Source organism: Neorhizobium sp. LMR1-1-1.1, from assembly GCF_040675795.1.
Lineage (GTDB): Bacteria > Pseudomonadota > Alphaproteobacteria > Rhizobiales > Rhizobiaceae > Neorhizobium > Neorhizobium cellulosilyticum.
The window spans coordinates 1,446,681-1,472,532 of sequence record NZ_JBEGHE010000001.1 but is presented as its reverse complement, the minus strand read 5'-3'; the positions used below and the strand labels follow the sequence as shown (position 1 = coordinate 1,472,532).

The window sequence follows — 25,852 nt, the reverse complement described above, 5'->3', positions numbered from 1 at the left end:
CGGATGCCAAGGTCGATCCGCTCTCGGAAAGGCCGTTGGGGACTATTCCGAATCAAGCATCTCGCGCACGGCGACAGCCAGTTGCTTGAGCGAAAACGGCTTCGGCAGAAAGCCGAATTTCGCATCCGCTGGCAGGTTGCGGGCAAAGGCGTCTTCCGCATATCCAGATACGAAGATGAACTTCAGGTCGGGATAGGTCTTGCGCAATTCGCCGAGCAGCGTCGGGCCGTCCATCTCGGGCATCACGACGTCGGACACCACGATATCCACCTTGCCTTCAAGCTCTTCCATGATGTCGAGCGCTTCAGTGCCTGAGCCGGCCTCGTGGACAGTGTAGCCACGTGTCTCCAGCATGCGCTTGCCGCCGCGACGGACGGCTTCTTCATCTTCGACAAGAAGAACGACTGCAGATTTTCCCGTCAAATCCACATGCTCGGCGGTGGCTGCTGCGGCCGTCTCGGCCTTCACAACATTATCAGTCACCCCTGCGATAGCGGCCGGCGCATGAGAGACCTGCTGAACCTCAGGGATATGGCGTGGCAGGAACATACGGAAGCTCGTTCCCTTGCCCATCTCCGATTCCGGATAGATATAGCCACCAGATTGCTTGACGATGCCATAGACCATCGCCAGGCCGAGGCCCGTTCCCTTGCCCACTTCCTTGGTGGTGAAGAACGGTTCGAAGATCTTGTCCATGATTTCCGGCGCAATACCCGTACCGCTGTCGGAGACTTCGATCATGACGAAATCTTCGGACGGCAGATCAGCCTGCTGGAAGCTTGCGGCATCGCTGGCCGTCACGTTGCGAGTTTTGATCAGAATGGTGCCGCCGCTGGGCATCGCATCGCGCGCGTTGACGCAGAGATTGATCAGCACCTGCTCGAATTGCGAAAGGTCCGTGCGCACCGGCCAGAGATCCCGACCATAGTCGACCTCCAGTTTGACATTGGTGCCGGAAATCAGGCGATCAACCAGCATGCGTAGGTCGCCCACCACATCGGTCAGGTTGAGCACAGCCGGGCGCATCGTCTGCTTGCGCGAGAAGGCCAGCAGCTGGCGCACCAGTACGGCCGCCCTGTTGGCGTTCCGCTTGATCTCCATCAGATCGGCAAAGCTGGCATCGGAAGGCCGCGCCTGCAACAGGAGGTGATCGGAAGACAGCAGGATCGCCGTCAGCACATTGTTGAAATCGTGCGCGATACCACCCGCCAGCGTGCCGACCGCATTCAGCTTCTGTGTCTGCGCCATCTGCGTTTCGAGCGCCTTCTGCTCGGTCGTCTCGACAGCATAGACGATCGCCACTTCCTCGGGCGCCTCGTCGCTTTCGTCGATCACCGCATTGACGTAAAAGCGCACATAGCGGTTTTCGTCACCCGGATGCCGCGATTCGAGCGGCAAGATATCGCCCTGCCTGTCCTTGGCAGCGGCAAGTGCCTCCATCAATGTTTCCCGGGCGCTCTCGTGGACAATGCGCTCCAGTTCTGCGGCACCGGCATCAACGTCGTCACGAGACACGACGCCGGCGAAAAGCCTCAGGAACGGCGCATTGATGCGCAGTATCTTGCCATTCCCGTCCACCGAGGCGATCGCCATCGGCGTATTGTTGAAAAACCGGGTAAATCGCATAGCGGAGGCGGACTGGTCGGTTTCCGTGCCTTTCGCCCGCATCAGAACGACAGTGCGGCTTTCGCCCGGCGCTCCATCGCGCATGGCGCTGACATTGTGAACCAGTTTCGCCGGAAGACTCTGACCGTTTGCGCGGCGAAGGTCGAGTTCCAGTGTTTCCGTGCGCTTCAGCCCGGGCGCTGCCTGCACGGATTGGATGAGAGCCATACCCTCACCTGCAACCAGATCCGAAATCCTCATGGATTGCGGCGTGAACTTGGTCAGGTCCAGCCCAAGCCACTCGGCAAGCGTCGCGTTCAGATAGAAGATCTCGCCCTTCCTGCCGGCAGAGAAGAACCCTACAGGCGCGTGATCGAGATAGTCGATCGCATTCTGCAATTCGCGGAAGAAGCGCTCCTGATCGTCCCGCTCCGAGGTGATGTCGGTTATTTCCCATATGTCGAGCGCGTTACGACCGCCCGTGCCGAGCAGACGGGCCTTGAGGCGATACCAGTGCGCATCCGAACCGTTGCCGGTCAGCCGGCCGAGCGGCTGCAACAAGCGAAATTCCTCGTGTCCCTCCCGCCCTTCGCGAAGGGCGGCCGTCAGGCGGTAGAGAGCTTCTGTCGATTCGCGCGTTTTCGACAGCAGGGTTTCCAGCGATTGGACGTTGTGGCTGCCCGAAGCACCAGTCATCCGCCCATAGGCGGCGTTGGCATAAACAATCCGCCCCTTGGCATCGGTCACGACAATTCCATCGGGATGACTGGCCAGAAAGCTGCGGGCCAATTCATCGGAGCGCGACTGCGGCATGACCTCGACAAGGCCGATCAGTGACGAAACGATGAAGAAGATTCCCACCATCGCCAGGATGCCCAGAATGCCGAGAACGACCTCGTTATCCAGTGCCCGCTGAAACACGATAAACGCGATGGCGACCCCAAGAAGCACCATCGCCAGAAGCACGATCCTGACAGCCGTACCACCGCGGCTACCGCGATCAACCAATGGCGCTTCGTCGTTGCCGGCTTTCGGCGAACTGGTCATCGATACCTCTTGCTCCGATGCATGCACCGGCGTCACAAATGCACCCCGTGGCGCTTGCGATTCTCTCTTAGCAATTTGAAGATGAAGCAAAAAGCTCCTGAAAGCCACAAAAGGCGGGACAGCGCAGCACCCTGCCCTATGTGAGATGCGAATGAGACACATTTTAGCGTTGACGGGCAGGCTCGACACTTGCCTCGCGGGGCAAAAAATCGTCTGTGTCAGAAGCATAGATCGCATAAGGAGTTACATAAATGGTCGCAGAACTGTGGGGCGAATACGGTCGCAACCTCCTCGTGGCGGTCATTGGCGTAGGTTTGGCCCTTGTCTGCCTCGTCGGAATTCTGTGGATAGTGCGCGGACGCCGCGGGCCATCGCCTTTCGTGCGTGGCGGGCGCAACCGTCAACCGCGATTGCAGGTGCTCGACGCAGCCGCCGTCGATGCGCGACGTCGGCTGGTTCTTGTCAGACGTGACGATGTCGAACATCTGATCATGATCGGTGGACCGACCGACGTGGTCATCGAAAGCCGGATTGTCAGTTCAAGCCAAAGCGCCGAACCTTCGGAACAGGAAGTGCAGCCTGCTCCACTGTCAGCCACCCCTGTGTCCGCCACTGCAAGACCATCCGCAGCCGAGCCGGCAAGACGACCGGTCCCGGCCTCCGCTCAAAGGGTGGAAATGATCAACGCGCGTGACACCAATATTCCCTCGCGAGAAAACCGAGGCGCAGTCTCACCGCCGCAACCTGCCGCCACTGTCGCGGCAAACACCATTCCGGCGCAGCGCCTGGAGCCAGTTGCGGCAACTCCAACCGTCAATCCGGCTCGCATTGACAATTTGCCTTCTGAGCCGCGCGTGGAACCAAAGGCGTCCGCTCAGCCGTCGCTCGACGATGCCGCCCGTTTTCTTGACAGTCAGCGCGAGCGCGTCTTTATCGATCGCAATCCGCCAGCAACCGCTTCGGCACCTGCAGTACAGGCGATATCTCAGCCCGCCCCGGCTGCTGTTGCGAAGCCCACAGGTCTCGGAAGCGATTTCGAGAAAATTCTTGAAGAGGAAATGGCGCAGAACATGGCTGCGCGCGAAGCATCCCTCGCCAATCGGACGAATCGCCCGTCGCAGCCAGCAGGCTCGGCCATCGCCATGCCTGTCGTCGCTGCGCCCGGTAACGCCACGCGGGACGAGCCGTCGTTGCAAAGCGAGGTTGCCCGCATATTCGGTGAAATGTCCGCCAGCCGCGAAAAGTAACGGCGCTCACGAACAGTAAGATGCAAACAAAAAAGGCACGTCAAAACGTGCCTTTTTTGTTTTCTATACTGACCCGGCGAACATTATTCGTCGCGATAGACCTTTTCACGTCGCTCGTGACGCTCCTGCGCCTCGATCGACAACGTTGCGATGGGACGGGCGTCCAGTCGCTTCAGGCCGATCGGTTCGCCGGTTTCTTCGCAATAGCCATAAGTCCCATCATCGATACGCTGCATGGCGGCATCGATCTTGGATATAAGCTTGCGCTGCCGGTCACGAGCGCGCAATTCGATTGCACGGTCCGTTTCCGATGAAGCGCGATCTGCGAGGTCCGGATGGTTTGCACTCTCCTCAGCCAAGTGCCCGAGCGTTTCCCGCGCCTCTCTGAGGATGTCATTCTTCCATGCGATCAGTTTGGCCCTGAAGTATGCCTTCTGATTTGCATTCATGAACTCTTCGTTTTCCGAGAGCACATAGTTACTAAGATCGATCTTCTCACTCAACGCGATTCTCCTGAAGAACATCTCATGAGGCCCCTATACTCCATTAACCAGTCCTCATTCAAGCCTTTCGCCCAGATTTGCAGCAGTTTTAAATTTGTCACAAAATTCGGCTAAGTGACTAATTTTTATGCTTTTCCCATAATCGCATGGGTAGCCGGCTTCAAAACACCTCAACCGGCGGCACATGATCCGGTTGACCAATCGACCAAAGCAACGTTACGCCTTTTACTCAGCGTTTCATTTTGGCGAGCCGAAGATGATCGAACCTGAACCATTCCGTATTTATCTGATGCGCCATGCTCAGGCGGCCTCGGCAGTGCCGGGCGGACGGGATTTCGACCGTGTGCTCGACGAACGCGGTTATGCACAGGCTGAGATGGTGGCCGATCGCGCGGCAGACCTCGGATATGTGCCGGATCGCCTTATCAGCTCGACGGCCGAGCGCTGCCGGCAGACTGCGGAAATCGTGCGCAGGGCGGTTCGGGAAACGCTGGAGATCACGTTCGTCGACGAACTCTATAACGGCACGCCGGATCTTTATGCGACGATCATTGCCGGGCAGCGCCCTGCCCGATCCGTCATGCTGATCGGGCACAACCCGAGCATAGACCTGTTGCTGGAAGGACTGATAGGCAAGGCAGAGCGGCGGGCCGCCATGCCGGGAGGATATCCGACGGCGGGACTTGCCGTGCTCGACTATGGCGCGCAGGCAGATTCCGGCGGTTGGACGCTGACCAACCTGCTCAGCATCTGAGCAGGTCGACATTGCGGGCCGGCATCCCACGCCTATATAGGGGAAAACACTTTTTCGGGATCCCGCCTTGGCGCCTTCGCTGACCAGTTTTACCGACGACGCTCGAATTGCCCTCGACAACATCGCCGACCGCGCGTCGGGGCTCGTCAACCCGACGATACGACTCGGCGTGACCGGCCTTTCCCGCGCCGGCAAGACGGTGCTGATTTCGTCGATCGTGCAGAATTTGCTGAATGGGGGGCGTTTGCCACTGTTGGAAGCGGTTCGCTCCGGCCGGGTTTCGGGTATCCGGCTCGAAGAGCAGCCAGACGACGCCATTCCGCGGTTTCAATACGAAGATCACATCCAGGCGCTCGTTCGCGATCGCATATGGCCTGATTCGACGCGCGCCATTTCCGAATTGCGGCTGATAATCGACTATCAGAGCGCCAGCGGCTGGAACCGCCTATTTTCGCCCGGCAGGCTTTCCCTTGATATCGTCGATTATCCGGGCGAGTGGCTCCTCGATCTGCCGCTTCTTGCGCAGGATTATCGCGAATTCAGCAATACCACTGCGGAGTTGGCGCAGACGGGCATCCGCAAGGAACTCGCCCAGGACTGGATGCAGCTTGCAACAACGATCGATATGGACGCGCCAGCCGACGAAATGAAGGCCCGGCGTCTTTTCGAGGTGTTTTCCGCCTATCTCAAAGCCTGCAAGTCCGACGAGCGGTCCTTGTCGACGCTGCCTCCGGGGCGTTTCCTGATGCCCGGAGATCTCGAAGGCTCGCCGGCGCTGACATTCGCGCCGTTGCCCGGCATTGCCGAGACACCTGCAATAAAGGGCTCATTGCGGGCAATGATGGAGCGCCGCTTCGAGGCTTACAAGACCGTGGTCGTGAAACCTTTCTTCCGGCATCACTTTGCGCGGCTAGACCGGCAGATCGTGCTCGTCGATGCGCTTCAGGCGATCAATCGCGGTCCGGAAGCGCTTGAGGATCTCGAACGGGCGCTTGGCGATGTTCTCGGCTGTTTCCGGCCGGGACATAACAGCTTCTTCTCATCCTTCGTCACACGCCGGATCGACAAGGTTCTGATCGCCGCCACCAAGGCAGACCATCTGCACCATGAGAGCCATGACCGGCTTGAGCGACTGACCGGTCGCCTGGTGGACCGCGCCATTCAGCGCATCGGTTTGTCGGGTGCCGGTTTCGAGGTTATGGCGATTGCCTCGGTGCGCGCCACACGCGAAGCCAGTATCAAGGAAGGCAATCACATGCTTCCGGTGATCGTCGGCACGCCGATGGCGGGCGAAACGATCAATGGCGAGCGATTTGACGGCACGAAGACGACGGCGATTTTTCCCGGCGACCTGCCGGCCGATCCGACGCATATGTTCAATACGCTGGACAGCGACAGCCCCGATCTGCCGGACATCAATTTTGTCCGTTTTCGGCCTCCAGCACTCGAGGGCCGTCCGGGCAGCCTCAATCTCGCAGTGCCGCATATCCGGCTCGACCGTGCCCTGCAGTTCCTGCTCGGAGACCGCCTCGCATGAGACCGCCCCATACCAACGATCCGTCCCGACGCCGTCCGACTTCATTTCAAGTCGAAGACGAAACCGGCACGGACACGGCGGCGGCTCATCCCGTGCGCCGCCCTAAAAGCTTCGACCAGCCCGTGGCTGTGGTGCCGGACGAAGACGATCCGTTTTCCGGTGCTGATCTCGACGCCGCAGGCCTCCCCGTTGCGGAACCGCGTCCGCGCAAAGGCTTTTCATTCATCGGACTTGCTACGGCGGCACTCGGCACGTTCCTGTCGCTCGCCTTCGGGCTGTGGGCGGATCAAGTCGTTCGCGATCTTTTCGCCCGCGCGGATTGGCTCGGTTATGCCGCAATCACGGCGCTTTCGCTGGCGCTTTTCGGATTGCTGGTCGTTGTCGGGCGCGAGATCATGGGGATAGCCCGGCTCGCCGCCGTCCAGAGCCTCAAGACCGAAGCAGAAGAGGCGGCAGCGTCCGTACAGGCCCATCCTGCACGCAAGGTGGTGGAACGCCTGACATCCCTCCTCAGTCACCGGGCAGAGACGGCCAAGGGCAGAAGCATTCTCGAAGGCACTAAGGACGACATTATCGACGGGCCGCATCTTCTCGATCTGGCCGAGCGCGAATTGCTGACGCCGCTCGATCGCAAGGCGCGCGGTCTCATTCTGAATTCATCGAAGCGGGTCGCAGTCGTGACCGCCATCAGCCCGCGCGCGATCGTCGACCTTGCCTATGTGCTGTTCGAGGTCACGCGCCTTGTGCGCGCGATGGCCGAGCTTTATGGCGCAAGGCCCGGAAAACTGGGGCTTTTGCGGCTGATCCGCGATGTCATAGCGCATCTGGCAGTCACAGGCTCCATCGCGGTCGGCGATGGGCTGGCGCAACAGGTTCTCGGCCATGGGCTTGCCTCGCGATTGTCGCGGCGTCTCGGTGAAGGCGTCATCAACGGGCTTCTGACAGCCCGTATCGGGATAGCGGCCATGGACCTGTGCCGGCCGCTGCCGTTCCGTGCCCTGCCCCGCCCGGGGATCGGCGATTTCATGTCCGATATCGTCGCTGCGGGACGCACTGACGAGAAGGATTAGCCCCCTTCGGGACACCTGGCGGGCGTCAAAAGATACGAAGCATTAACCATTCTCGCTTAATTTCGACCCCACTAAACATTGCCGCTGACAGCGGAACGTCCCAAGGGGAAAGCCTCATGTATTCGCGCTTCTTTTCGCTTTTCGGCGGGCTTGCCGCTTTGACTTTGGTCACCGCAGTTCCGGCCTTTGCTCCGCAGGCGGAAGCCGCATCCCGGGACCAGGTCTTCTTCCAGTCCGTTGCAGGCGCATGGAAAGGTCCGGGTGAGATCGTCGCCGGAAAATACAAGGGCACGAAGTTCAACTGCAACCTGACCGGCTCGCCGTCTCCTGATGGCGACACGGGCATAAAGCTCGACGGCACCTGCCGGGTTGGCGTCTTCCAGCAGCCTATGTCTGCGGTCATCACCCAGAGCGGTCGCGGCTACACCGGCAAATTCCTCGATGGTGCCGAAGGCAAGGGGCTCGACATCGTCTCCGGCTCGGTCAATGGCGACAAGGTCGTGATGGGCATCAACCGCGCCAAGCTCAACGGTGCGATGGTGGCCAGCCTGCGCGGCGACAACAAGATGAACATCACCATTTCCGTCAAGGTGGAAGACCAGATGGTGCCGGTCATCGGCCTGTCGCTCGACCGTGACCTCGATTCGATCGCCGTCGGCGCGATCAAGGAGTGATGAAGCCTCGGGCGCAGATCATGCTCGCGTCCGGGCTAATTCAATTCATCAGGATTTACAAATATCCTATTCTTTGAAAACGTTCTTTTTGTTTTCAAAGACTTTAATTCAGCCTGCTGTCGCAATCTGCCGCCACCAGAGTCCGTCCGGCTTTGCGATGCTGATTCCTGTCGAATTCAGGCTACCCGCCCAGCTTTCGGCCTTGCGTTCATTGATCATCATCTGCGGCGCAAGATCCGCGAGCGGTAGCATGACGAAAGCACGTTCCGTCATGCGTGGATGCGGCAGTTCCAGCTTCGGTGACTTCTGAACGCGCTCGCCATAGGTCAGCAGATCGATATCGAGCGTCCGCGGCCCCCAGCGCTCCACCCGCACCCGCTTCATCTCCCGCTCCAGCGCGAGACATAGGTCGAGCAGTTCTTCAGGCTCAAGTTCGGTCTCTACCAGCGCACAGCAGTTGAAGAAGTCTGCCTGGTCGGTCTTGCCCCACGGCGGCGTCAGGTAAAGCCGGGATACAGCCGAGACGCGACAGTCCTTTCGCGCATCAAGCGTCTGCAGCGCGTGCGCCATAGCCGAAGCCGGATCGCCAACATTGCCGCCTAGTCCAAGTGCTGCGACTTCCCAGGGATGATCAAGCCCGATGCTCAAGGCGCACCTCCACGTAATCGAGAATGCCGGCGATCGGTGCGCTCGGCTTGCGGATCGCTACCTCGACGCGGCGGATCAACGGCGACCATGCGGCAAGGCCAACAGCCACGTCATTGGCGAGCGTTTCAATGAGGTTGCGGCGGCTGCCGGTCATGATCTTTTCAACCAGTTCATAGGCCAGCCCGTAATGAACCGTCTGCTCGACCTGGTCGGACACCAGCACATCCCCTGCTTCGACATCCATGACGACATCGACGAAGAAACGCTGACCGAGCGCGGATTCCTGCTCGAAGACCCCGTGATGCGCGTAGAAGGCGCAGTTTTTCAGCGTGATCTGATAGGTGGCCATCAGCGTTCTCCTGCCTCTTTTTTCATTTCGCCAGCCTCCAGGACCGCGTCAGCCATGCGCAAGGCATCGAGATTGCCTGCCACATTGTGAACCCTGAAAATCGATGCACCGGCAAGCCGCAGCATCGCGGTGGTGGCGGCTGTCGCAAAATCCCGTTCGATCGCCGCCTCGCGCAAGGCGATGGCGCCGACAAACCGTTTTCTCGATGTGCCGACCAGAAGCGGCAAACCTGAAGAATGAAGCTCGGTGAAACGCGCCATCAATTCGCTGTCCTGTTCCCGCGTCTGGACGAAACCGAAACCGGGATCGAGCACGATTGCATCCTCCGCAATGCCGGCCGCCTTCGCCATGCCGAGCGAGCGAGCGAAAAACATCCGTTCGTCCTCGATAATATCCTCATGGAGGTCTTCACGCCCGCGAGCGGTGTACATGATACAGAGGCCGGCGCCGCTTTCAGAAACGACATCAGCCATCTGCGGATCGTGGCACAGCCCGTAGACGTCGTTGACGATATGGGCGCCGGCGGCGATGGCAAGCCTTGCGGTGTCAGCGCGATAGGTATCGACGGAAATCAGCGCGTCGGTTTCCCGCGACAGTCTTTCGATGACCGGCAGAACGCGGGCCTGCTCTTCAGCGGCGGTCACGGGTGCGGCTCCCGGCCGCGTCGACTCGCCGCCGATATCGAGAATGGATGCGCCGTCCCGGACGCAGGAAAGGCCGTGTTCGACTGCGCTTTTGACGTCGATATAACGCCCACCATCGGAAAAACTATCGGGCGTCACGTTGACGATCGCCATGATGTGGCCGCTCGCACCAAGCGTCAGGCTGCGACCATGGGCGAGACGCCAGGTGCTGTTGCGCGACGATGCCACAGGCGATCCATCTTTTTGAAAGTAACGCAAATTTTCATGCCTTCATGTTGCACTTGCGCAGCCTATGCCCCAAGCTCGTTTCAACTTCAACGTACCAGGCCTGAGAATGTTTTTGATGCGCAGAGTCCACCGGCTTTTCGGTGCAGCCTTCCTCCTCTGCGTGATCTCTATCCCGGCGCGGGCGGAACCTGTCATCTCAAAATCCTATTCCTATTTCCGCATCGGCGGCCGTACCGCCGAGGACCTCGACAAGGAACTGGAGCGCCATGGCCCGGTCACCAGGACCAGCGGACACCGGCATCCCGGCGCGACCGAGATCAAGTTCGGCGGAGAGGTGACCTATGTGGAGCGCGGCGGCCGCTGCTCCGTCGGCGGCGCCAAGGTGACCCTGCGGACCCACATCATCCTGCCGCGATGGAATAATGGCGGTAAGGCCGAGAAAGATCTGCGCTTCATCTGGGCGACCCTGTCGGCAGATATCAAGCGGCACGAAGAACGGCACGCAGAAATCGCCCGAAATTATGCCCGCATGCTGGAGAATGAGCTGCTTGCCCTGCCTGCCCGCAAAACCTGCGACGGTGTTGAGGCTCTCGTCACGGAAACCACGCGGCGCGTGCTTGCCGAACACGACAAGCAGCAAGCCCTTTTCGACCGCGTCGAAGCCAAAAATTTCGACGCTCGCATGACGAGGCTTCTGCAATACCGCATCGACCAGCGTCAGCGATAGATACGATCATAAACGAGCCGTTACCCGGCCTTGCGCCAGGCTTGCGGAGACACTGGTGAATAAAGGGTAATTTATTGCGGTGGCTTGGTGAAAGCCATTCCTGTATATTAGGCAGCAATTACCTATATATGTATCGGACAAGCATCCAACATTATTCGCTGCATGAAGCATGGCCTACTTCAACTCAATCCGAGAGCAAGGTCGTCGGTCAGCGTCCATTTTCGTGTTGTTTCAGTTTTCCGTGTTCCCTGGCGCGTAACCGAGCCGCAGGTGTCACCTCCCTCGCCTGCCGGCCTTGCGCCCACCTCGCCTCGCTCGACTCTGTGGAGCGAGGCTATTTTTTGGCGCCGCAAACTGTCTTTTTTCAGGCCTGACGCTCAGGAATATTGACGATGAGGCCGTCGAAATCAGCCTTCATCTTGATCTGACAGGAAAGACGTGAAGTCGGGCGAACATCGAAGGCAAAGTCCAGCATGTCTTCTTCCATCGGCGCTGGCGCGCCAACCTTTTCCGTCCACTCCTCGTCGACATAGACATGACAGGTGGCGCAGGCGCAGGCGCCGCCGCATTCCGCATCGATGCCGGGAACAGAATTGCGTACAGCATTCTCCATCACCGTCGAACCGTTGTCCGCGTCGATCTCGAAGCGTGTGCCGTCGAAGGCTACGATGGTCAATTTCGTCATTTTTGGAAGATCCGGGTTTTCGGGCATTGCCCTTTGGAAGCCTTGGGTAGACCCCGTCTGTGCCACCAAACTGCCGGTTCAGTCAATCTCACGGACGACGCCGGCTTTGCTGCCGGCGTCCACGTGATGCAAGGTAGTGTCAGCGGCAGAGGCCGGTGATGAAGTTTTCAGCCTCTATGACCGCCGCGTAAAGCGAGGCCAACGCCGCCGCCTCGCCGGGCTCTGCTTCCAGACGTGCGGCTGCAACCGATACACCGAAGGCGCCGACGGCATTTGCTGACCCCTTGAGCCGGTGCGCAAGCGCGGTCACCGTTGCAGCCTCGGCACTAGCGATTTCCTGTACAAGCGCGCGTGCCTGTCGTGCGAACATCTGCAGGATTTCGGCCTCTAGCGCCTTATCGCCCATCGTCTGTTTCGCCAGATGGACTAGGTCAACCGGACGATCCTTCGACGGGCATGCCGTCTTGTGATTGTCGGGAGATTCAAAAGCGATACGCGCGGCCGTTGCCATCTGCTTGGTTCCTTGCTTTATAATGATCTCAACTCCGGATTGTCCGTCGGAGCCATGGCTATCCCGTTAAATTTCGGCACAAACGCGGCGCAAATCTTCGCAAATGGTTAATTTGCATTAAAGTGCCGTGATTGCAGGGGTTTCACTCTGAGACGTGGTTTAAATCCTGTTAACAAGACGATGATGCCGGTATCATGATGACGCGTTTCGTTTGTGCGAAAAGGCTGATTGTGCCACTACAATACGGTTCAATGGCTCACTGGAACATTGCAGTGACCGATGTGGGACGGTCGGTAAGCTTTCATTATCATCCATTTGAAAGAACGGCCGTCGAATGAATTTGTAATAGGCGATCCAAAGCTCTAGGGCTGGCGATCTCCGGCATGAGTATTCCGCTCATCGATCTGCAGGCGGCAGCAAGTCGAGTGGGATGCCGGGCGTGTATGTAACGAGGCGTAACCGCATGGCGAAGAACACTAATAATGAATCCATCGATGAAACGGCATTCCAGGCATTGGAAGATGCGCTGAAGATCGACTTCAACGATGAACCGCCACGCGACAAGTCCCCGTCGTCCGCTCCGGAGGCCAGAGTGTCTGACAAGCCACGATCCCGCCCTGCCCCGTCTCAATCCGCTTCACCATCCCGCCGCGAAGCGACCGCAGAAGCGCCGCGCCAGGCTTCCGCAGACCCGGCGCCGCGTCAGCCGGCCTTCGAGCCCGCCAATGATGCCGGCCGCCGTAACACGGCGTCGATCATGCGTGCGCTGGACGGCGGCTCGGTGCGCGGCGCAATCCGCAACGCGTCGATCATTTCCATTCTATGGGCAGTCGCCGGTGTCGGCCTCGGCCAGTTGATCTATGGCGGCGCGCTTTGGGAGATCACCTCGGTTGCCGGCGTTCTCGCCGCGCCGGGTCTCGTCGCGCTTGCCGTCGGCATCTTGGTCCCGATCCTGCTCTTCTTCGCCTTCGCCATCATGATGGCCCGCGCGCAGGATCTGAGGAACGCCGCCCGCTCCATGGCCGAGGTCGCGCTGCGGCTTTCGGAACCGGAAACCATTGCATCCGAACGCATCATGAGCGTCGGCCAGGCCGTGCGCCGCGAAGTCTCGGCTATGAACGAAGGCATCGAGCGCACGATTGCCCGTGCCGCCGAGCTGGAAGTGCTCGTCCATTCGGAAGTCAATGCGCTGGAGCGCAGCTATAGCGACAACGAGATGCGCGTCCGCGGCCTCGTTCAGGAGCTTGGCTCCGAGCGTGAAGCGATCGTCAATCACGCCGAGCGCATCCGGTCCTCCATGGTCGGCGCCCATGACCAGCTCAAGGAAGAGCTGGCGCTCGCAACGGAAGAAATCTCGATCCGTCTCGCCACATCCGGCGAGGCCTTCGCCTCGATGATCGACACCCGCGCCGCGGCCCTGATGGAAAAGTCGGATGCAGCCGGCGAAGCACTCGCCTCATTGCTCGCAACCAAGACCGAAAATCTGATCGACACGCTGACGACCTCAGGCATTGCGCTGTCGACCGAGTTCGATATCCGTCTGGAAATGCTCAGCTCGACCTTGTCAGACAAGGGCGATGCGATCCTGTCCAATTTTGAAACCCGCGCATCGAGCCTCGACGCCAATACCGAAAAGCTCAACGCGGCACTTGCCGACCGGACGCGCCAGCTGAACGAAACCCTGATCGCCCGCACGCGAGAGATTACCGAAGGGCTGACGAACAGCGAAAAGACGATCACCGGTTCGCTCGACGGCGTGCTCACGGCCCTCAATCGTTCACTTGACGACAAGAGCAGCTCCTTCCGCCAGAGCCTGCAGTCCGCGGCAGACGATGCGGTGATGGATCTGGACCTGCGCACCGGCTTCTTCGAGGAACGCCTTCACACCACGATCGGCCACCTCAGCACCTCTTTCGACGAGGGCCTGTCGCAGTTCACCACGGCCTTTGACCAGCGTGCCGGTAGCCTCGACAGCAAGCTGATGGACAGCCTTGCACGCATTAACGAGACCGTTGCCGGTGGCCACGAGGCGATCGACGGCATCCTGTCGTCGAGCATCGAACGGATCGGCAATGCGCTGACCGACCAGCAGCTGGCGCTCGCCACAACGCTTGGAACGGGTCAGGAAGTTCTTGATTCGATGTTGGAAAGCCGCTCGAAGGAGTTTTCCGACGCACTCGCCGCACGAAGCAGCGAGATCAGTGGCGCCTTCGGCGATGCACACAACAAGATCGACATGATCATGGCAGCACGCGGTGGGGAAATTTCCGCCAGCCTTGCCGACAGCCAGAAGCGGTTCGAAGACAGCATTTCCAGCCGCACTTCCGCCATCATCGAGTCGGTCACGGAAAGCCACGAGCGCTTCGCCGGTGCTGTCGACGAAAAGGCTGGCGCATTGCAGTCGCTGATGGCGGAAACGCCGGATCGCCTTGCTTCCATTCTCGACCAGAAGAGCGAAGCGATCACGCGCGCACTGTCTGAAAGCGAATTGCGCCTGACCGACGAGATGGACAAGCGGGCGGCTGCGCTCGACACCACGCTCGCCTCCAGCCGCGATCGCATGTCGGAAATGCTCGACGACAAGTCCATGGAAATAGCAACATCGCTGTCGCTGCACGAGGATCGCCTGACGACTACTCTGACCGACCATACGTCGAATGTCGTCAACAGCGTTGCAGATGCGGATATCCGCCTCGAACAGGCGTTTGCAAAGCGCGCCGAGGCCATCCGCGAGGCGTTTGCCGATAACCAGCTCAATCTCGACATCTCGCTGGAAAGCCGCACGTCCGAGCTTGCCAGCCTTCTACAGAGCGGCAGCGATCGTCTCGAGCAGACTGTCGGCGGCGCGGCAGGCCGGATTGAAACGGCTTTGTCCGAAGGCACAGGGCGCTTCGACGCGACGATGAGCGATGGACTGCAGCGCATGGATACGTCGCTTGCGGTATCCCACGAACAGCTCGCGACTTCGCTCACCTCCGCACATGAACAGATTACATCGTCTCTTGGAAACGCCCATGAGCAGATGACGTCTTCTCTGGACACCGCTCACGAACGGTTTGCATTGTCGCTCGACGCCGGCCATGAGAGGATTTCCGGAACGCTTGATACGGCTGCGCGCCAGATCGGCGATACGCTTTCTATCAGCGGCGACCAGCTTACCGATGCCGTCGGTTCCGCTCATCTGCGCATGGCGGATGTGCTTGGCCAGGCGAGCCGCGACATGTCGGACGCACTCGATTCCGGCCATGACCGCCTGCGCACGACGCTTGACGAACGTGCAGCAACGATCGCCGGCACGCTGACCGACGCTCGCGACCAGATCGACAACCTGATGATGGATCAGGCGACCTCGATCGGCACAACGATTGCCACCAGCGCCGGCATGCTCGAAATGTCGCTCGAAAGCCAGCAGGAAGCGCTGCGCGCCGCGATCGATACCGCTGGTGAAACGCTGGACACCCGCCTTCGCGACAATGTCGGCTCTATTGCAGGCCAGATCAGCGATGCGGCCCGCGAAATCAGCCAGTCGACCGACGCCTTCACATCACGCGTAGAACAGACTGTCGGCGGTGTCTCGACCGCGCTGGACAGTGCCGGAAGCCGTATCGAAGTGACCTTCGGCGGACTGGAAGACCGTATCCGCAACGAAGTCTTGAGTGTCAGCTCGATCGTCGACACTGCCGGCAGCAGCCTGGCGGATGCGCTCGGTGCCCGTACAGCCGAGCTTGAGCGTATTTCAAACGCTGCCGCTGACCGGGTCTCCGATGCAGTCAACAGCCGCGGCATTGAAATCGAACGTGCGACAGGTGAAGCAGCCGAACGTATCACCCGCACCATCGACGAGCGCACCAGCGCACTCGAACAGACAAGCACCGATGCCGCGGCCCGTATCGCCGAAACACTTGATGGTCGCACAGCCCATATCGAGGAACGTTTCGGTACCATGGACCGGGCACTGTCCTATGGTCTTGAAAACGTCGCCAAGACGATCGAAGGCAAGGCCGTAGGTTTCGCCTCCTCGCTTCGCGAAGCAGTCGTTGAAGCCGGTCAGGGCATGAATGACGAAGCCAGCCGCTCGGCAGAAACGCTGTCTCGCGCCGGCTCCGAATTCACCCAGGAACTCAGCAGCCGCAACGAGGAATTCACCCGTTCGATCGAGGAGCGCTCCAACGAAATCGTCGGACGCATCTCCGAGACGCAGAGCCGTCTCGCCGGCCAGGCTGCGACTGTCGCCCAGGCGTTCTCCGATGCCGGCAGCGCGATCGTCAACAAGGTGGCCGAAGCCGACAAGCTGGTAAAACAGCAGGTCGAGGCGATTTCGACTGCGCTCGGCGACGCCGAACAAGCGCTCGATAGCCGTGGCCAGTCTATCCGCTCGACCCTGTCGGACGCGGCAGGCGAGCTCGATGTCGCACTGGATGCCGTCGATCGCGCACTCGCCGCTCGTGGTGATGCGATCCGCACCGCGCTCGACACCCGTTCCCGCGACCTCAACTCGATGCTTGCAAGTCGTTCGGAGGAACTGTCCCGCCTGCTCGACGAGAAGGCAAAGCCGATGATGGAAGCCTATGCCGAAACCGGCAGGACCGCAGCCGAGCGCATGGAAGCGGCAGCACAGCAGGGCGCAGAACGCCTGACCTCCGCCACGCAGCAGAGTGCCGAGTGGTTGACCTCTGCGTCCCAGCAGAGCGCCGAACGTCTCGCCTCCGCGGCCAAGGAAACCAGCGCCCGTATCCGTGAAGAGAACGCCGCCCTGGTCGACGCCATCGCGGCCCGTACCAACGAGACGCTTGCGGCACTCAATCAGCGGACGGAAGCTGCCGCCCATGTTGTTCGTGGTGCCGAGCAGAGCCTGCTTGCGAACGTCGAAGGCATTATCGAGCGGCTGTCGAGCAGCAATGTCAACATTGCCTCTCTCGTCGAAACTGCAGCCGAGCAGCTGGCCGCAACGGACCAGAAGCTTGACCAGACTGCTTCGCGCTTCGCCCATTCGGCGGGTTCGGCGGCTGATCTGGTTGCAGGCTCCACCCGCCTGCTCGAAAACAACATCGACCGCCTCGTCAACATCTCCGGCCAGACGCTGAGCCAGGTCGGCGGCATTGTCGGTCGGTTCGAGGATCACTCCAAGGTTCTCGCCCAGGCTTCGGAGCTTCTCGGTGCCGCCCAGTCAAACCTCGTCAGCACGCTGGACGAACGACAGGATGCTCTGCGCAATCTGTCCGTCGGCCTGGTAAAGCGCTCGGATGAGATCGAAGCAACGCTTCGCAACCTCACCGCGCTCGTCGACGGCGCCTTCGAACGCGCCGAGGAGCGGACAGCGCATGTCGGCGACAAGCTGCGCGAAGGTCTGCATGCATCGTTTGTTGATATCGGTCGTCGCCTTGGCGAGACCCAGCAGCGTGCCGAGCAGACAGCGCAGGTCATGCGCGCCGCCCTTCTCGACGCAGGCGAGGAAGCCAACCGCACGATCGAGACGACACTCTCCGACGCCGAAAAGCGTGCCCGCGAACTGGCCGAGCAGATGCGCGGCAATATTTCCGGTTCGCTCACCGATGTCGAACGCCTGATGGGTGAAGCCTCGCAGCGATCCGATACAGCTGCAAAGCACCTGCGTGAGACGCTGCGCCAGTCTGTCGAGGAGGCTGTCGGCCGCTTCTCCGGTGCCACCGACGAGATCCGCCGCTCGGCGCAGGATATCCGTCAGGAACTCGATGCCACCCGCTCGGAACTGAAGCGCGGTGCCTTCGACCTGCCGGAAGAAGCCAAGGAAAGCGCGGCAGCCATGCGACGCGCCGTATCCGAGCAGATCAAGGCGCTTCAGGAGATCTCCCAGCTCGTCGGCCGCTCGTCGCAGCAGCTCGAAGTCGCCGAGGCTGGTCAGCCCAAGGTATCGCTCGCACAGAGCGGCCCGACGGCTCCGATCCGGCCGCAGCAGCAGATCACTCAGCAGCCGGCTCCAGCGCCGGTCTCGGCCCCGGCAACACCGCGCAACGATGCCTATTCAGCTGGCGTGCTTCGAGGCAGCCTGCCCGCGAGCAAGCCGGCCCCGGCGGCAACACCCGCTGCGCGTCAGGCAGACACTTCGGCCCCTGCCGGCCAGGGTGGCTGGATCAGCGACCTCCTGCGTGGCGCGTCCCGCGATGAAACCGCGGGACCGGCCCCGGCGCGTGCGCCTGCTGCCCGTCCGGCAGAACCTGCCCAGGCGCCACGGACCGCCAATGGTGACAATCGAAACCCGCGCCACATGGTGGAATCGCTCAACTCGCTGTCCGTCGATATCGCCCGCGCTATCGATCATGATGCCTCTGTCGATCTGTGGCGTCGTTACCAGCGCGGCGAGCGCGATGTCTTCACCCGCAGGCTCTACACGCTGAAGGGCCAGCAGACATTCGACGATATCAAGCGCAAGTATGATCGCGAGCCGGAATTCCGCACCGCCGTCGACCGCTACATATCGGACTTCGAAAAGCTTCTTGCAGACGTCGCCCGCACCGATCGCGACCGTACGGTTACCCAGAGCTATCTGACTTCGGATACCGGCAAGGTCTACACGATGCTGGCCCATGCTGCTGGTCGTTTCGGCTGAGCCGGAGCATAATCGACGAGACAAACAAAAAAGGCCGCCTCTCTGGGCGGCCTTTTGTTTGATAGAGCCGGAAAGGCTTACGGCTCTTCCTGAGCCGCGATAAAATCCTGATCGATCTGCAATGCCGAGATCAAATCGACAACAGTCTGCTCCGGCGATTTGCCAGCCGTATCGACGACCAGCGGCTCCGTCTCCCAGTCCTCGAAAATACGCGCCTCGGTCGAGGTCCAGCCTGGCTTGATCAGGCCCGGAACATCACTCACGCGTGTCTCGACACGATGGCGATGTTCGACCTTGTCCGAACACTTGACCCAGATTTCAGAGGCCCGCACACCTTGCCGTTCCGCGACGGCCCGCCATGCCCTGCGAGTGATTGTCAGGCTGTTCACCGAATCCGCGACAACGATATGTCCGAGCGATAGATTATCCTCTGCCACACCATAGGCCACCATATATCCAGCTGGGCCGACTTCGACCCCGGCATTGCGGATATTCTGCTCGATTGTGTCGACGCGCACATGAACGGCGCCAAGACGGCGCGCCAAAGCTTTTGCGAGGGTCGTCTTTCCGCTACCGGGCAAGCCTGCAAGAATAATCAGCATCGGCATCTTTCCCCAATTGTCGCGAACGATTCGGACCTGGGAAAGTTTACCGCGCCGGCTGCAAAATCACATCGATTTCAAAGCCCAGTCGACGATCTCGCCACCGACCTTCGCATAGGCCCGGTCAAGCGCTTCGATAAAGTCGCTATTCTCTGTCCCGCGAACCGGCGAGCTTCCCTTGAACACTGACTGCGCACGGACGCTGCCATTTCTATCGTTGAGAATCTTTGCTGAAATCTCGACATTGGCAACTCGGCTGCCACCGGTCGTAACCTCGAAAGCCCGGATGTCGGTGACGACCTGGTAATCGATCGCGAGCCCCTGCCCCGGTTTGCCGACGCCGCCGACTCGGCCTGAGTTTTCAAAAGCCTCGACCAGCTTCGACTGAACCAGCCGCGGCAGGCGATCACCCCAGCGGGAATTGGCAAGATACTGCACCTCGGACGGAGACACGCGGACCACGACCTGCTCGCTATCCAGCATTTTTACCGCAGTCGGTTCCGGTACGAGGATCTGCCGGTTCTTCACCGAAGGACCATCGGTTGCAGGTGTCAGCGACAGATCGAAGGTGTCGTTGTTCGCCTTTGTGCCGCAACCGCTGACCAGGACGGCCAGCAACGGCAAGGTCAACAGCAAGGAACGATGCGGAAACTTGGATGCACTCATAAACGTCCTACCCTTGGCCTTTTGCCTTAGCGTCTCGTTCTGCCGTCATATTCCTTGACGGTCTCGCCGCCGAAGATAAGCCGTTGCGGATTCTGATCAAAATTGGTGATGGTCTGGTTGAGCGAATTCACCGTACGGCGCGTATCATCCACGAGAGCCTTCACGTCACCGAGGCCGCTAGACGAAAAACGCTGCAGGTTATCCGCAATAGGCCCCACGCGCGCATTGATGTTGTCAGCCACGGTGCGGAAGGATTCGAGCGTCTTGCGTGCCTCGGCAAACAGGCCTTGCGAGTCGTCGCTCGACACGAGGCCATCAACCTTGGCGAGGATGCCATCGACGCGGCTGGACGCGTTGTTGAGCTTGGTCGCCAGTTCGGTGAAATCGGTGATCGCCTTGTTGATGTCTTCTGAGCGGTGCGAAACATCGTCGACCACGCTGCGAGCTGAAGCCAGCGTCTGGCGGGCATCTTCAGAGGCTGCCGAGATGTTCTGGATCGCCGTACCCACCTGGCTCGGATCGACAGCCGCAAGCAGGCTGTCAGCCCGTGACAGAACCCCCTGTGCGTCGTTGCCGACCTGCGCAAAGCTCGTCGCTGCCGTCCTTACGGTCTCGACGAGCGGGCCGAAATTGTCGGACGCATTGGCGACGTTGCGCGTCACCCGCTCGGTATTGCCGACGATCTGGTTGATGCGTTCGGCATCGATTGCGCGGACCAGCTGGTCGGCCGCCTCAAGCGTCGAATTGAGCGTGCCGGACACACGATCGACGGTCGCAGACAGGGTCGAAAGGCTGTGCAAAAACTCGTCGATATTGCCGGAATTGTTGCTGAGCGCGGCCGTAAACGTCTCGACGTTGCGGATCGTTTGCGTCAATGGCCCACGCGCATCACCGACGAATCCCTGGATGTCGCCGATTGCCTGATCAGCTCGCTCAAGAATCTTGTCGGCCGTTGCCAGAAGGTTTGTCACGCTCGACTGGTCTGCGATCAGCACGGCGGGTCGCCCCGCCTCCATCGACTTCTGAAGGATGTTTTCCTCGCCCTTGGCGCCGCCGGAAAGCTCGATATAGGCAGCACCCGTCAGGCCCTGCACTTCCAGCACCGCCTTCGTAGACTGGTAGACCGGCGCATCGGCGCGCACTTCGGTAAAGGCGATCGAATAACGCGGATCGTCCGGATCGATCGTCAGGCCGCGCACAGAACCGACCGCAATACCGTTGAAACGCACCGGAGATCCGACCGAAAGACCGTTTGCAGAGCCGGGAATGCGAATCGCAAGCTCGGCCATAGGCCCGCCGCGACCGGATTGCGCCATCCAGTAGACGAAACCGAAGGCGGCCGCGATGACCAGCAGTGTGAAGAAACCCACCAGGGCGTAATTTGCTTTGGTTTCCATGGGTTGGATCACTTCCCTGCGTCTGTCGGGCCTGCGTCTGCCGGCGGCTGGTTTTCATTGGTCACGACGGTGCGCGCACGCTTGCCGCGGAAATAGGACTGGACCCACGGATCATCGAACTCGAACATATCCTGCAGCGTACCTTCCACCAATACCCGTTTCTGTCCGAGCACGGCAATACGGTCACAGACCGAAAACAGGCTGTCCAGATCGTGGGTGACCATATAGACGGTCAGGCCGAGCGTGTCGCGAAGCTTGGCGATCAGCGCGTCGAAATCAGCGGCACCAATCGGATCGAGACCCGATGTCGGTTCGTCAAGGAAGACGAGATCGGGATCGAGCGCCAGAGCGCGTGCAAGTGCTGCACGCTTGATCATGCCGCCGGAAAGCTCCGACGGATACTTGTCTGCAGCATCTGGCGGCAGACCAACCATTTCGAGCTTCACGTAGGCGAGCTCATCCATCAGCGACTGCGGAAGATCGAGATATTCCCGCATCGGCAGCTGGATGTTTTCCTTCACCGTCAGAGCAGAAAACAGTGCGCCGTGCTGGAAAAGCACGCCCAGCCGGGTGTCGAGCGCCATACGCTCCTCGTCCGACGCCTCCTCGTAATTGGCGCCCAGGATTTCGATCGTGCCGGAGCGGTGCGGGAGAAGGCGCAGCACGGTGCGCATCAGCACCGACTTGCCGGTACCGGATGCTCCAACGAAGCCGAGAATTTCGCCGCGATAGATATCGAGGTTGAGATTGTCGAGCACGATCTTGTCGCCGAAGCCGACGGTCAGATCCCGCACGGAAAGTACGACCCGCCGGTCGTCCTTTGCTGTCCTCTCCATGGTCTGCTGCTGGTCTGACAAATCCATGCCCCTTAGAAATCGATCGCGGAGTAGAAGATGGCAAAAAGCGCATCGATGAGAATGACGGCGAAGATGGCTTTGACGACCGATGCGGTGACATGCTGGCCAAGAGATTCAGCGCTGCCGCCGACCTTCATGCCCTCGACAGCAGCAACGATACCGATGGCCAGCGCCATGAACGGCGCCTTGATCATGCCCGACGCGATCGAAGTATGGTCGATCGCCTCATGCAGGCGAGAAAGATAAGTGTCGAAGGTAATACCGGAATAGAGCAGCGCGACGATCGCCGCACCATAAAGAGCGGCAAAATTGGCGATGATGGTCAGCAGCGGCAGCGCGATGGTCAGCGCCACGAGACGCGGAAAAATGAGAACGCCGATCGGATTGAGGCCGATCACGGTCAGCGCATCGATCTCCTCACGCATCTTCATCGAGCCGATTTCGGCCGTGATCGCACTGCCTGAGCGGCCGGCGATCATGATTGCAGTCAAAAGCACTCCGATTTCGCGAAGCTGCAGGATACCGACAAGATCGACGACGAAGATTTCCGCCCCGAAATAGCGCAGCTGGAAGGCGCCCTGCTGCGCGATGATCGCGCCGATCAGGAAAGACATCAGCACGATGATCGGCACGGCGCGTACGCCCATGCGGTCGATATGGGTAACAACGGAAGCCGGAGAGACACCGGCGCCGCGACCGAATTTAAGCTGGGCGCCACGGACCGCCGAGCCGAGAATGTTCATCGCGGCGTAAAAATCGCGGCCGACTTCATAGACAAGCTTTCCGGGCGGCGTGAAAACGCGCTCGAAAAAGCTGCGCTTGTCGGCGGCGGGAGCAGGCGGCGCAGGTGTTGTCTCGGGCAGCGCACCGATCAGTTCCTCGATCGTGCCATTGCCTCCGGAAAGCGATGCCTCTCGCCCCTCGCCCCTTTTCGCCGTCATCAGACGACGAATCAGCCAGGCGCCTGCAGTGTCGATTTCGGAGATGCCGGAGAGGTCGATTTCGACCTTGCCCTGTCCTCCGGGCTTCTCGAACTGGTCGAGATCCTTGAGCACCGGGGCCACGGAATGATTGCGCCAATCGCCCGTCAGAACATACCGTTCACCGCCATCCGGCAAGGCTTCACTATTGATTTTTGCCAGATTGGAACTCACGGGGTGCGGGTGCTCGCTTCAAATGGTCTCTGCCGCAATGCATTGATTGCGCTTCGGGAAAACGCAATATAGCCGCATCGGCCGGATTTGCCACAACAGGACGCTTAAAACCATGCCCCGTCACCTTGAAGCAACAATCGAGGCTTTCCCGATCGCAGGCACATTCACCATTTCGCGCGGGTCAAAGACCGAGGCGGATGTCATCGTCTGCACCATTTCGAAAGACGGAGTTTCCGGCCGCGGCGAATGTGTTCCCTATCGCCGTTACGGCGAGACGATGGACGGTGTGATGGCCGATATACTGGCGGTTTCAAAGGCGATCGAGGCTGGGCTGACGCGGAATGAACTGCAATCTGCGATGAAACCCGGCGCTGCCCGCAACGCCGTTGACTGTGCTTTGTGGGACCTCGAAGCGAAGCAATCGGGCCGCAGCGTCGCAGCATCGATCGGCGCAACAGGTCAGGATCCGATCGTCACCGCCTTCACATTATCGCTATCGGATGCGGCGGCGATGGGTGCGGATGCCAGGAGGAACCGCGAACGACCGCTCCTGAAGATAAAGCTCGGCACGGCGGACGACGAATCGAGGTTGCGAGCCGTGCGCGATTCGGCCCCGGATGCGCGGATCATCGTCGATGCCAATGAGGGCTGGACCGGGGATAACATAGAGCGGCATCTGACCATTGCCGCCGAGTTGGACATATCACTGATCGAGCAGCCGCTTCCCGCCGGCAAGGACGAGATGCTTTCTCGGATAAAGCGGCTCGTACCGATCTGCGCCGACGAGAGCGTCCACTCGACTGCCGATCTATCCTCCCTGCGCGACCGGTATGACGCAGTAAACATCAAACTCGACAAGACCGGCGGACTGACGGAAGCGCTGGTGATGAAGGCGGAAGCCCAACGGTTGGGGTTTCAGATCATGGTCGGCTGCATGGTTGGAACATCGCTTGCCATGGCACCCGCAGTGCTTCTGGCGCAGGATACAGACTATGCCGATCTCGACGGACCACTGCTTCTTGCCCGCGACCGTCCGGGCGGGCTTCGTTATGAGGGCTCGCTCGTCTATCCGCCGCTGCCCGAACTCTGGGGCTGAGAACGGGTCGCAAGCGCCAGCACGACAAGTCCTATCACAGCCAGAATAGCCATGACGAAATAGCCGTAAATCTCCAGTTGCCGGTAGATGACGCCGGCAAGCAGCGTCGAGATCGCCAGGAATGCACCGTTATAGGCGACATAGACGCCCTGCGCCGATGCCTGCTGATCCTCTGCAACCATTTCCGACAGACGGTATTGCAGCCCCAGGTGAACACAGGCGAAGCTGAAAGCGTGGAAAATCTGCAGGATCCCGTAATACCAGACATCCGAGCCGAACGGAAAGAACACCCAGCGCAGGATCGCCATCAGGCAACCGAAACGCAGCAACCCCAAGGCCGTGAGGCGTCTTGCAAGGCCGCCGGAGATGAAAAAAATGCCGATTTCGGCAATCACGCCAATGCACCAGAGCGCGGAGATCACGGCATTCGAAAAGCCCATGCCCTGCCACTGGATCGTGCTGAAACCGTAAAACATCCCGTGGCTCGACTGGATGAGCGATGCACCGATCAGCAGGAGATGGACGGAAGCACCGAGTGGACGGCGTAATGTCCTCGGAGACGGTTCCACTGTGCGCCTGCTGATCGTCTGGTCAAGCCGAGGCGCGATGAAGGCAACGGCAAATGAAGTCAGAAGCACCGCAACCAGCATCAGCGGGATCGCGATATTGCCGATTGCGCTCGAAAGGCTTCCGGCGACCAGCGTCGTCACGACAAAACCAACCGATCCCCAGACCCGCATCTTCCCGTAGTGAAATCCCCAGCGCTTGACGCCGGAGATAGAGATCGATTCAACGATCGGCGTATAGGGGGCAAACAACGCTGCCTGTACTGCCACGGCGGCAAGCACGACCCAGAAATCGCCGCTGACCAGCAGACCGAGAACGGAGACTATCGACGTCGCCGCTGACCAGGCGAGGATATGGCGCGGATCTCGAGCACGGGCACTGAGAGAGCCCGTCCCCATGGCGACAAAAACGCGAAACACCACCTGGGCCGCGAGGATCGCGCCGATCTGCATTGCGCTGAAATTCAGGCCATGCAGCCACACGGGCAAGTAAGGCACGAGAATGCCGTTGAGCGACATCGGTGCGGCATAGGCGAGCGAGCAGCGAAGCTGGAACTGCGGCGGAGCCGCAGACGATTTTGCAGAAATGTTCACGGAATCACAAACGGCGATGAAAGTCTGCGAAGACTATCACCGCCGTTTGCAATGAAAACCGGATTACACGTTTTATGCGAAAACAAAGTGTATCGGTCGTGAAGA

21 protein-coding genes are annotated in these 25,852 nt (G+C 60.1%); 8 read left to right on the top strand and 13 right to left on the bottom strand.

The annotated features are described in order from the left end of the window. Nucleotides 1-42 precede the first annotated feature (42 nt). Nucleotides 43-2,652, bottom strand: coding sequence for a cell cycle histidine kinase CckA (cckA, locus tag MRBLMR1_RS07110; RefSeq protein WP_148144344.1), 2,610 nt, complete (start codon nucleotides 2,650-2,652; stop codon nucleotides 43-45). 251 nt (nucleotides 2,653-2,903) lie between these two features. On the opposite strand from cckA, the gene MRBLMR1_RS07105 reads away from it, so the two are divergent. Further along, nucleotides 2,904-3,899, top strand: a complete 996-nt coding sequence (locus tag MRBLMR1_RS07105) for a flagellar biosynthetic protein FliO (protein ID WP_148144343.1) — start codon at nucleotides 2,904-2,906, stop codon at nucleotides 3,897-3,899. 83 nt (nucleotides 3,900-3,982) lie between these two features. Here MRBLMR1_RS07105 and dksA read toward each other — a convergent pair whose 3' ends face one another. Continuing rightward, entirely contained in the window at nucleotides 3,983-4,402 is a 420-nt protein-coding gene (dksA, locus tag MRBLMR1_RS07100; RefSeq protein WP_148144342.1) for an RNA polymerase-binding protein DksA, read from the bottom strand. 256 nt (nucleotides 4,403-4,658) lie between these two features. Here dksA and MRBLMR1_RS07095 point away from each other — a divergent pair, with 256 nt between their 5' ends. The 4 genes from MRBLMR1_RS07095 to MRBLMR1_RS07080 all read left to right on the top strand — a co-directional run bounded on the left by MRBLMR1_RS07095 (nucleotide 4,659) and on the right by MRBLMR1_RS07080 (nucleotide 8,437). Continuing rightward, nucleotides 4,659-5,156: a SixA phosphatase family protein gene (locus MRBLMR1_RS07095; RefSeq protein WP_148144341.1), complete on the top strand. Its 498-nt coding sequence runs from the start codon at nucleotides 4,659-4,661 to the stop codon at nucleotides 5,154-5,156. Between the two features lie 67 nt (nucleotides 5,157-5,223). Then, nucleotides 5,224-6,693 carry a YcjX family protein gene (locus tag MRBLMR1_RS07090; RefSeq protein ID WP_148144340.1) on the top strand — a complete coding sequence of 490 codons (1,470 nt, stop codon included), beginning with the start codon at nucleotides 5,224-5,226 and terminating at the stop codon, nucleotides 6,691-6,693. Further along, a complete protein-coding gene (locus MRBLMR1_RS07085; RefSeq protein ID WP_148144339.1) occupies nucleotides 6,690-7,763 on the top strand; it encodes a TIGR01620 family protein in 1,074 nt (357 codons plus the stop codon). Before MRBLMR1_RS07090 ends, MRBLMR1_RS07085 begins: the two co-directional genes overlap by 4 nt. Before the next feature lie 116 nt (nucleotides 7,764-7,879). After that, nucleotides 7,880-8,437, top strand: a complete 558-nt coding sequence (locus tag MRBLMR1_RS07080; protein WP_148144338.1) for a hypothetical protein — start codon at nucleotides 7,880-7,882, stop codon at nucleotides 8,435-8,437. 108 nt (nucleotides 8,438-8,545) lie between these two features. Here MRBLMR1_RS07080 and folK read toward each other — a convergent pair whose 3' ends face one another. The 3 genes from folK to folP form a co-directional block, all read right to left on the bottom strand. Then, nucleotides 8,546-9,007, bottom strand: a complete 462-nt coding sequence (folK, locus tag MRBLMR1_RS07075) for a 2-amino-4-hydroxy-6-hydroxymethyldihydropteridine diphosphokinase (RefSeq protein ID WP_500064048.1) — start codon at nucleotides 9,005-9,007, stop codon at nucleotides 8,546-8,548. A 61-nt stretch (nucleotides 9,008-9,068) separates the two neighbouring features. Next, complete coding sequence (gene folB / locus MRBLMR1_RS07070; protein ID WP_148144336.1) at nucleotides 9,069-9,434, bottom strand: dihydroneopterin aldolase; 366 nt, start codon at nucleotides 9,432-9,434, stop codon at nucleotides 9,069-9,071. Continuing rightward, nucleotides 9,434-10,306 carry a dihydropteroate synthase gene (folP, locus tag MRBLMR1_RS07065; RefSeq protein ID WP_353654184.1) on the bottom strand — a complete coding sequence of 291 codons (873 nt, stop codon included), beginning with the start codon at nucleotides 10,304-10,306 and terminating at the stop codon, nucleotides 9,434-9,436. The genes folB and folP overlap by 1 nt, the downstream gene beginning before the upstream one ends. Nucleotides 10,307-10,421: 115 nt before the next feature. Between folP and MRBLMR1_RS07060 the strand changes: the two genes are divergently transcribed. Continuing rightward, nucleotides 10,422-11,033, top strand: coding sequence for a DUF922 domain-containing protein (locus MRBLMR1_RS07060; protein WP_183686093.1), 612 nt, complete (start codon nucleotides 10,422-10,424; stop codon nucleotides 11,031-11,033). A 364-nt stretch (nucleotides 11,034-11,397) separates the two neighbouring features. Here the strand turns inward: MRBLMR1_RS07060 and MRBLMR1_RS07055 are convergent, their stop codons facing one another. Further along, nucleotides 11,398-11,718, bottom strand: a complete 321-nt coding sequence (locus tag MRBLMR1_RS07055; RefSeq protein ID WP_148144334.1) for a 2Fe-2S iron-sulfur cluster-binding protein — start codon at nucleotides 11,716-11,718, stop codon at nucleotides 11,398-11,400. A 139-nt stretch (nucleotides 11,719-11,857) separates the two neighbouring features. Next, a complete protein-coding gene (locus MRBLMR1_RS07050; protein WP_148144333.1) occupies nucleotides 11,858-12,229 on the bottom strand; it encodes an Hpt domain-containing protein in 372 nt (123 codons plus the stop codon). A 463-nt stretch (nucleotides 12,230-12,692) separates the two neighbouring features. Here MRBLMR1_RS07050 and MRBLMR1_RS07045 point away from each other — a divergent pair, with 463 nt between their 5' ends. After that, a complete protein-coding gene (locus tag MRBLMR1_RS07045; RefSeq protein WP_148144332.1) occupies nucleotides 12,693-18,815 on the top strand; it encodes an apolipoprotein A-IV repeat region-like domain-containing protein in 6,123 nt (2,040 codons plus the stop codon). Between the two features lie 77 nt (nucleotides 18,816-18,892). Here the strand turns inward: MRBLMR1_RS07045 and MRBLMR1_RS07040 are convergent, their stop codons facing one another. The 5 genes from MRBLMR1_RS07040 to MRBLMR1_RS07020 all read right to left on the bottom strand — a co-directional run bounded on the left by MRBLMR1_RS07040 (nucleotide 18,893) and on the right by MRBLMR1_RS07020 (nucleotide 23,491). Then, nucleotides 18,893-19,417 carry an AAA family ATPase gene (locus MRBLMR1_RS07040; RefSeq protein WP_148144331.1) on the bottom strand — a complete coding sequence of 175 codons (525 nt, stop codon included), beginning with the start codon at nucleotides 19,415-19,417 and terminating at the stop codon, nucleotides 18,893-18,895. A gap of 66 nt (nucleotides 19,418-19,483) precedes the next feature. Further along, complete coding sequence (locus tag MRBLMR1_RS07035; RefSeq protein ID WP_148144330.1) at nucleotides 19,484-20,083, bottom strand: ABC-type transport auxiliary lipoprotein family protein; 600 nt, start codon at nucleotides 20,081-20,083, stop codon at nucleotides 19,484-19,486. A 26-nt stretch (nucleotides 20,084-20,109) separates the two neighbouring features. Further along, a complete protein-coding gene (locus MRBLMR1_RS07030; protein ID WP_148144329.1) occupies nucleotides 20,110-21,480 on the bottom strand; it encodes an MlaD family protein in 1,371 nt (456 codons plus the stop codon). Nucleotides 21,481-21,488: 8 nt separating this feature from the next. Then, complete coding sequence (locus MRBLMR1_RS07025; protein ID WP_148144328.1) at nucleotides 21,489-22,316, bottom strand: ABC transporter ATP-binding protein; 828 nt, start codon at nucleotides 22,314-22,316, stop codon at nucleotides 21,489-21,491. A 32-nt stretch (nucleotides 22,317-22,348) separates the two neighbouring features. Next, a complete protein-coding gene (locus MRBLMR1_RS07020) occupies nucleotides 22,349-23,491 on the bottom strand; it encodes an ABC transporter permease (protein ID WP_183686089.1) in 1,143 nt (380 codons plus the stop codon). Between the two features lie 112 nt (nucleotides 23,492-23,603). Here MRBLMR1_RS07020 and dgcA point away from each other — a divergent pair, with 112 nt between their 5' ends. Further along, nucleotides 23,604-24,587 (top strand): N-acetyl-D-Glu racemase DgcA, encoded by a 984-nt coding sequence (dgcA, locus tag MRBLMR1_RS07015; RefSeq protein WP_148144327.1) that lies wholly within the window; start codon nucleotides 23,604-23,606, stop codon nucleotides 24,585-24,587. On the opposite strand, the gene MRBLMR1_RS07010 is transcribed toward dgcA, so the two are convergent. Beyond that, nucleotides 24,557-25,747 (bottom strand): MFS transporter, encoded by a 1,191-nt coding sequence (locus MRBLMR1_RS07010; RefSeq protein WP_500064014.1) that lies wholly within the window; start codon nucleotides 25,745-25,747, stop codon nucleotides 24,557-24,559. The genes dgcA and MRBLMR1_RS07010 overlap by 31 nt on opposite strands. Nucleotides 25,748-25,852 lie beyond the last annotated feature (105 nt).

Bases quoted from the DNA above. Each gene is read 5' to 3' on its own strand.
- folK (WP_500064048.1), bottom strand. From the start codon at position 9,007: ATGGCGCACGCGCTGCAGACGCTTGATGCGCGAAAGGACTGTCGCGTC.
- MRBLMR1_RS07060 (WP_183686093.1), top strand. From the start codon at position 10,422: ATGCGCAGAGTCCACCGGCTTTTCGGTGCAGCCTTCCTCCTCTGCGTG.
- MRBLMR1_RS07050 (WP_148144333.1), bottom strand. From the start codon at position 12,229: ATGGCAACGGCCGCGCGTATCGCTTTTGAATCTCCCGACAATCACAAG.
- MRBLMR1_RS07040 (WP_148144331.1), bottom strand. From the start codon at position 19,417: ATGCTGATTATTCTTGCAGGCTTGCCCGGTAGCGGAAAGACGACCCTC.
- MRBLMR1_RS07030 (WP_148144329.1), bottom strand. From the start codon at position 21,480: ATGGAAACCAAAGCAAATTACGCCCTGGTGGGTTTCTTCACACTGCTG.
- MRBLMR1_RS07085 (WP_148144339.1), top strand. From the start codon at position 6,690: ATGAGACCGCCCCATACCAACGATCCGTCCCGACGCCGTCCGACTTCA.
- MRBLMR1_RS07035 (WP_148144330.1), bottom strand. From the start codon at position 20,083: ATGAGTGCATCCAAGTTTCCGCATCGTTCCTTGCTGTTGACCTTGCCG.
- MRBLMR1_RS07105 (WP_148144343.1), top strand. From the start codon at position 2,904: ATGGTCGCAGAACTGTGGGGCGAATACGGTCGCAACCTCCTCGTGGCG.
- MRBLMR1_RS07055 (WP_148144334.1), bottom strand. From the start codon at position 11,718: ATGACGAAATTGACCATCGTAGCCTTCGACGGCACACGCTTCGAGATC.
- MRBLMR1_RS07095 (WP_148144341.1), top strand. From the start codon at position 4,659: ATGATCGAACCTGAACCATTCCGTATTTATCTGATGCGCCATGCTCAG.
- folB (WP_148144336.1), bottom strand. From the start codon at position 9,434: ATGGCCACCTATCAGATCACGCTGAAAAACTGCGCCTTCTACGCGCAT.
- MRBLMR1_RS07045 (WP_148144332.1), top strand. From the start codon at position 12,693: ATGGCGAAGAACACTAATAATGAATCCATCGATGAAACGGCATTCCAG.
- MRBLMR1_RS07025 (WP_148144328.1), bottom strand. From the start codon at position 22,316: ATGGAGAGGACAGCAAAGGACGACCGGCGGGTCGTACTTTCCGTGCGG.
- cckA (WP_148144344.1), bottom strand. From the start codon at position 2,652: ATGACCAGTTCGCCGAAAGCCGGCAACGACGAAGCGCCATTGGTTGAT.
- MRBLMR1_RS07080 (WP_148144338.1), top strand. From the start codon at position 7,880: ATGTATTCGCGCTTCTTTTCGCTTTTCGGCGGGCTTGCCGCTTTGACT.
- dgcA (WP_148144327.1), top strand. From the start codon at position 23,604: ATGCCCCGTCACCTTGAAGCAACAATCGAGGCTTTCCCGATCGCAGGC.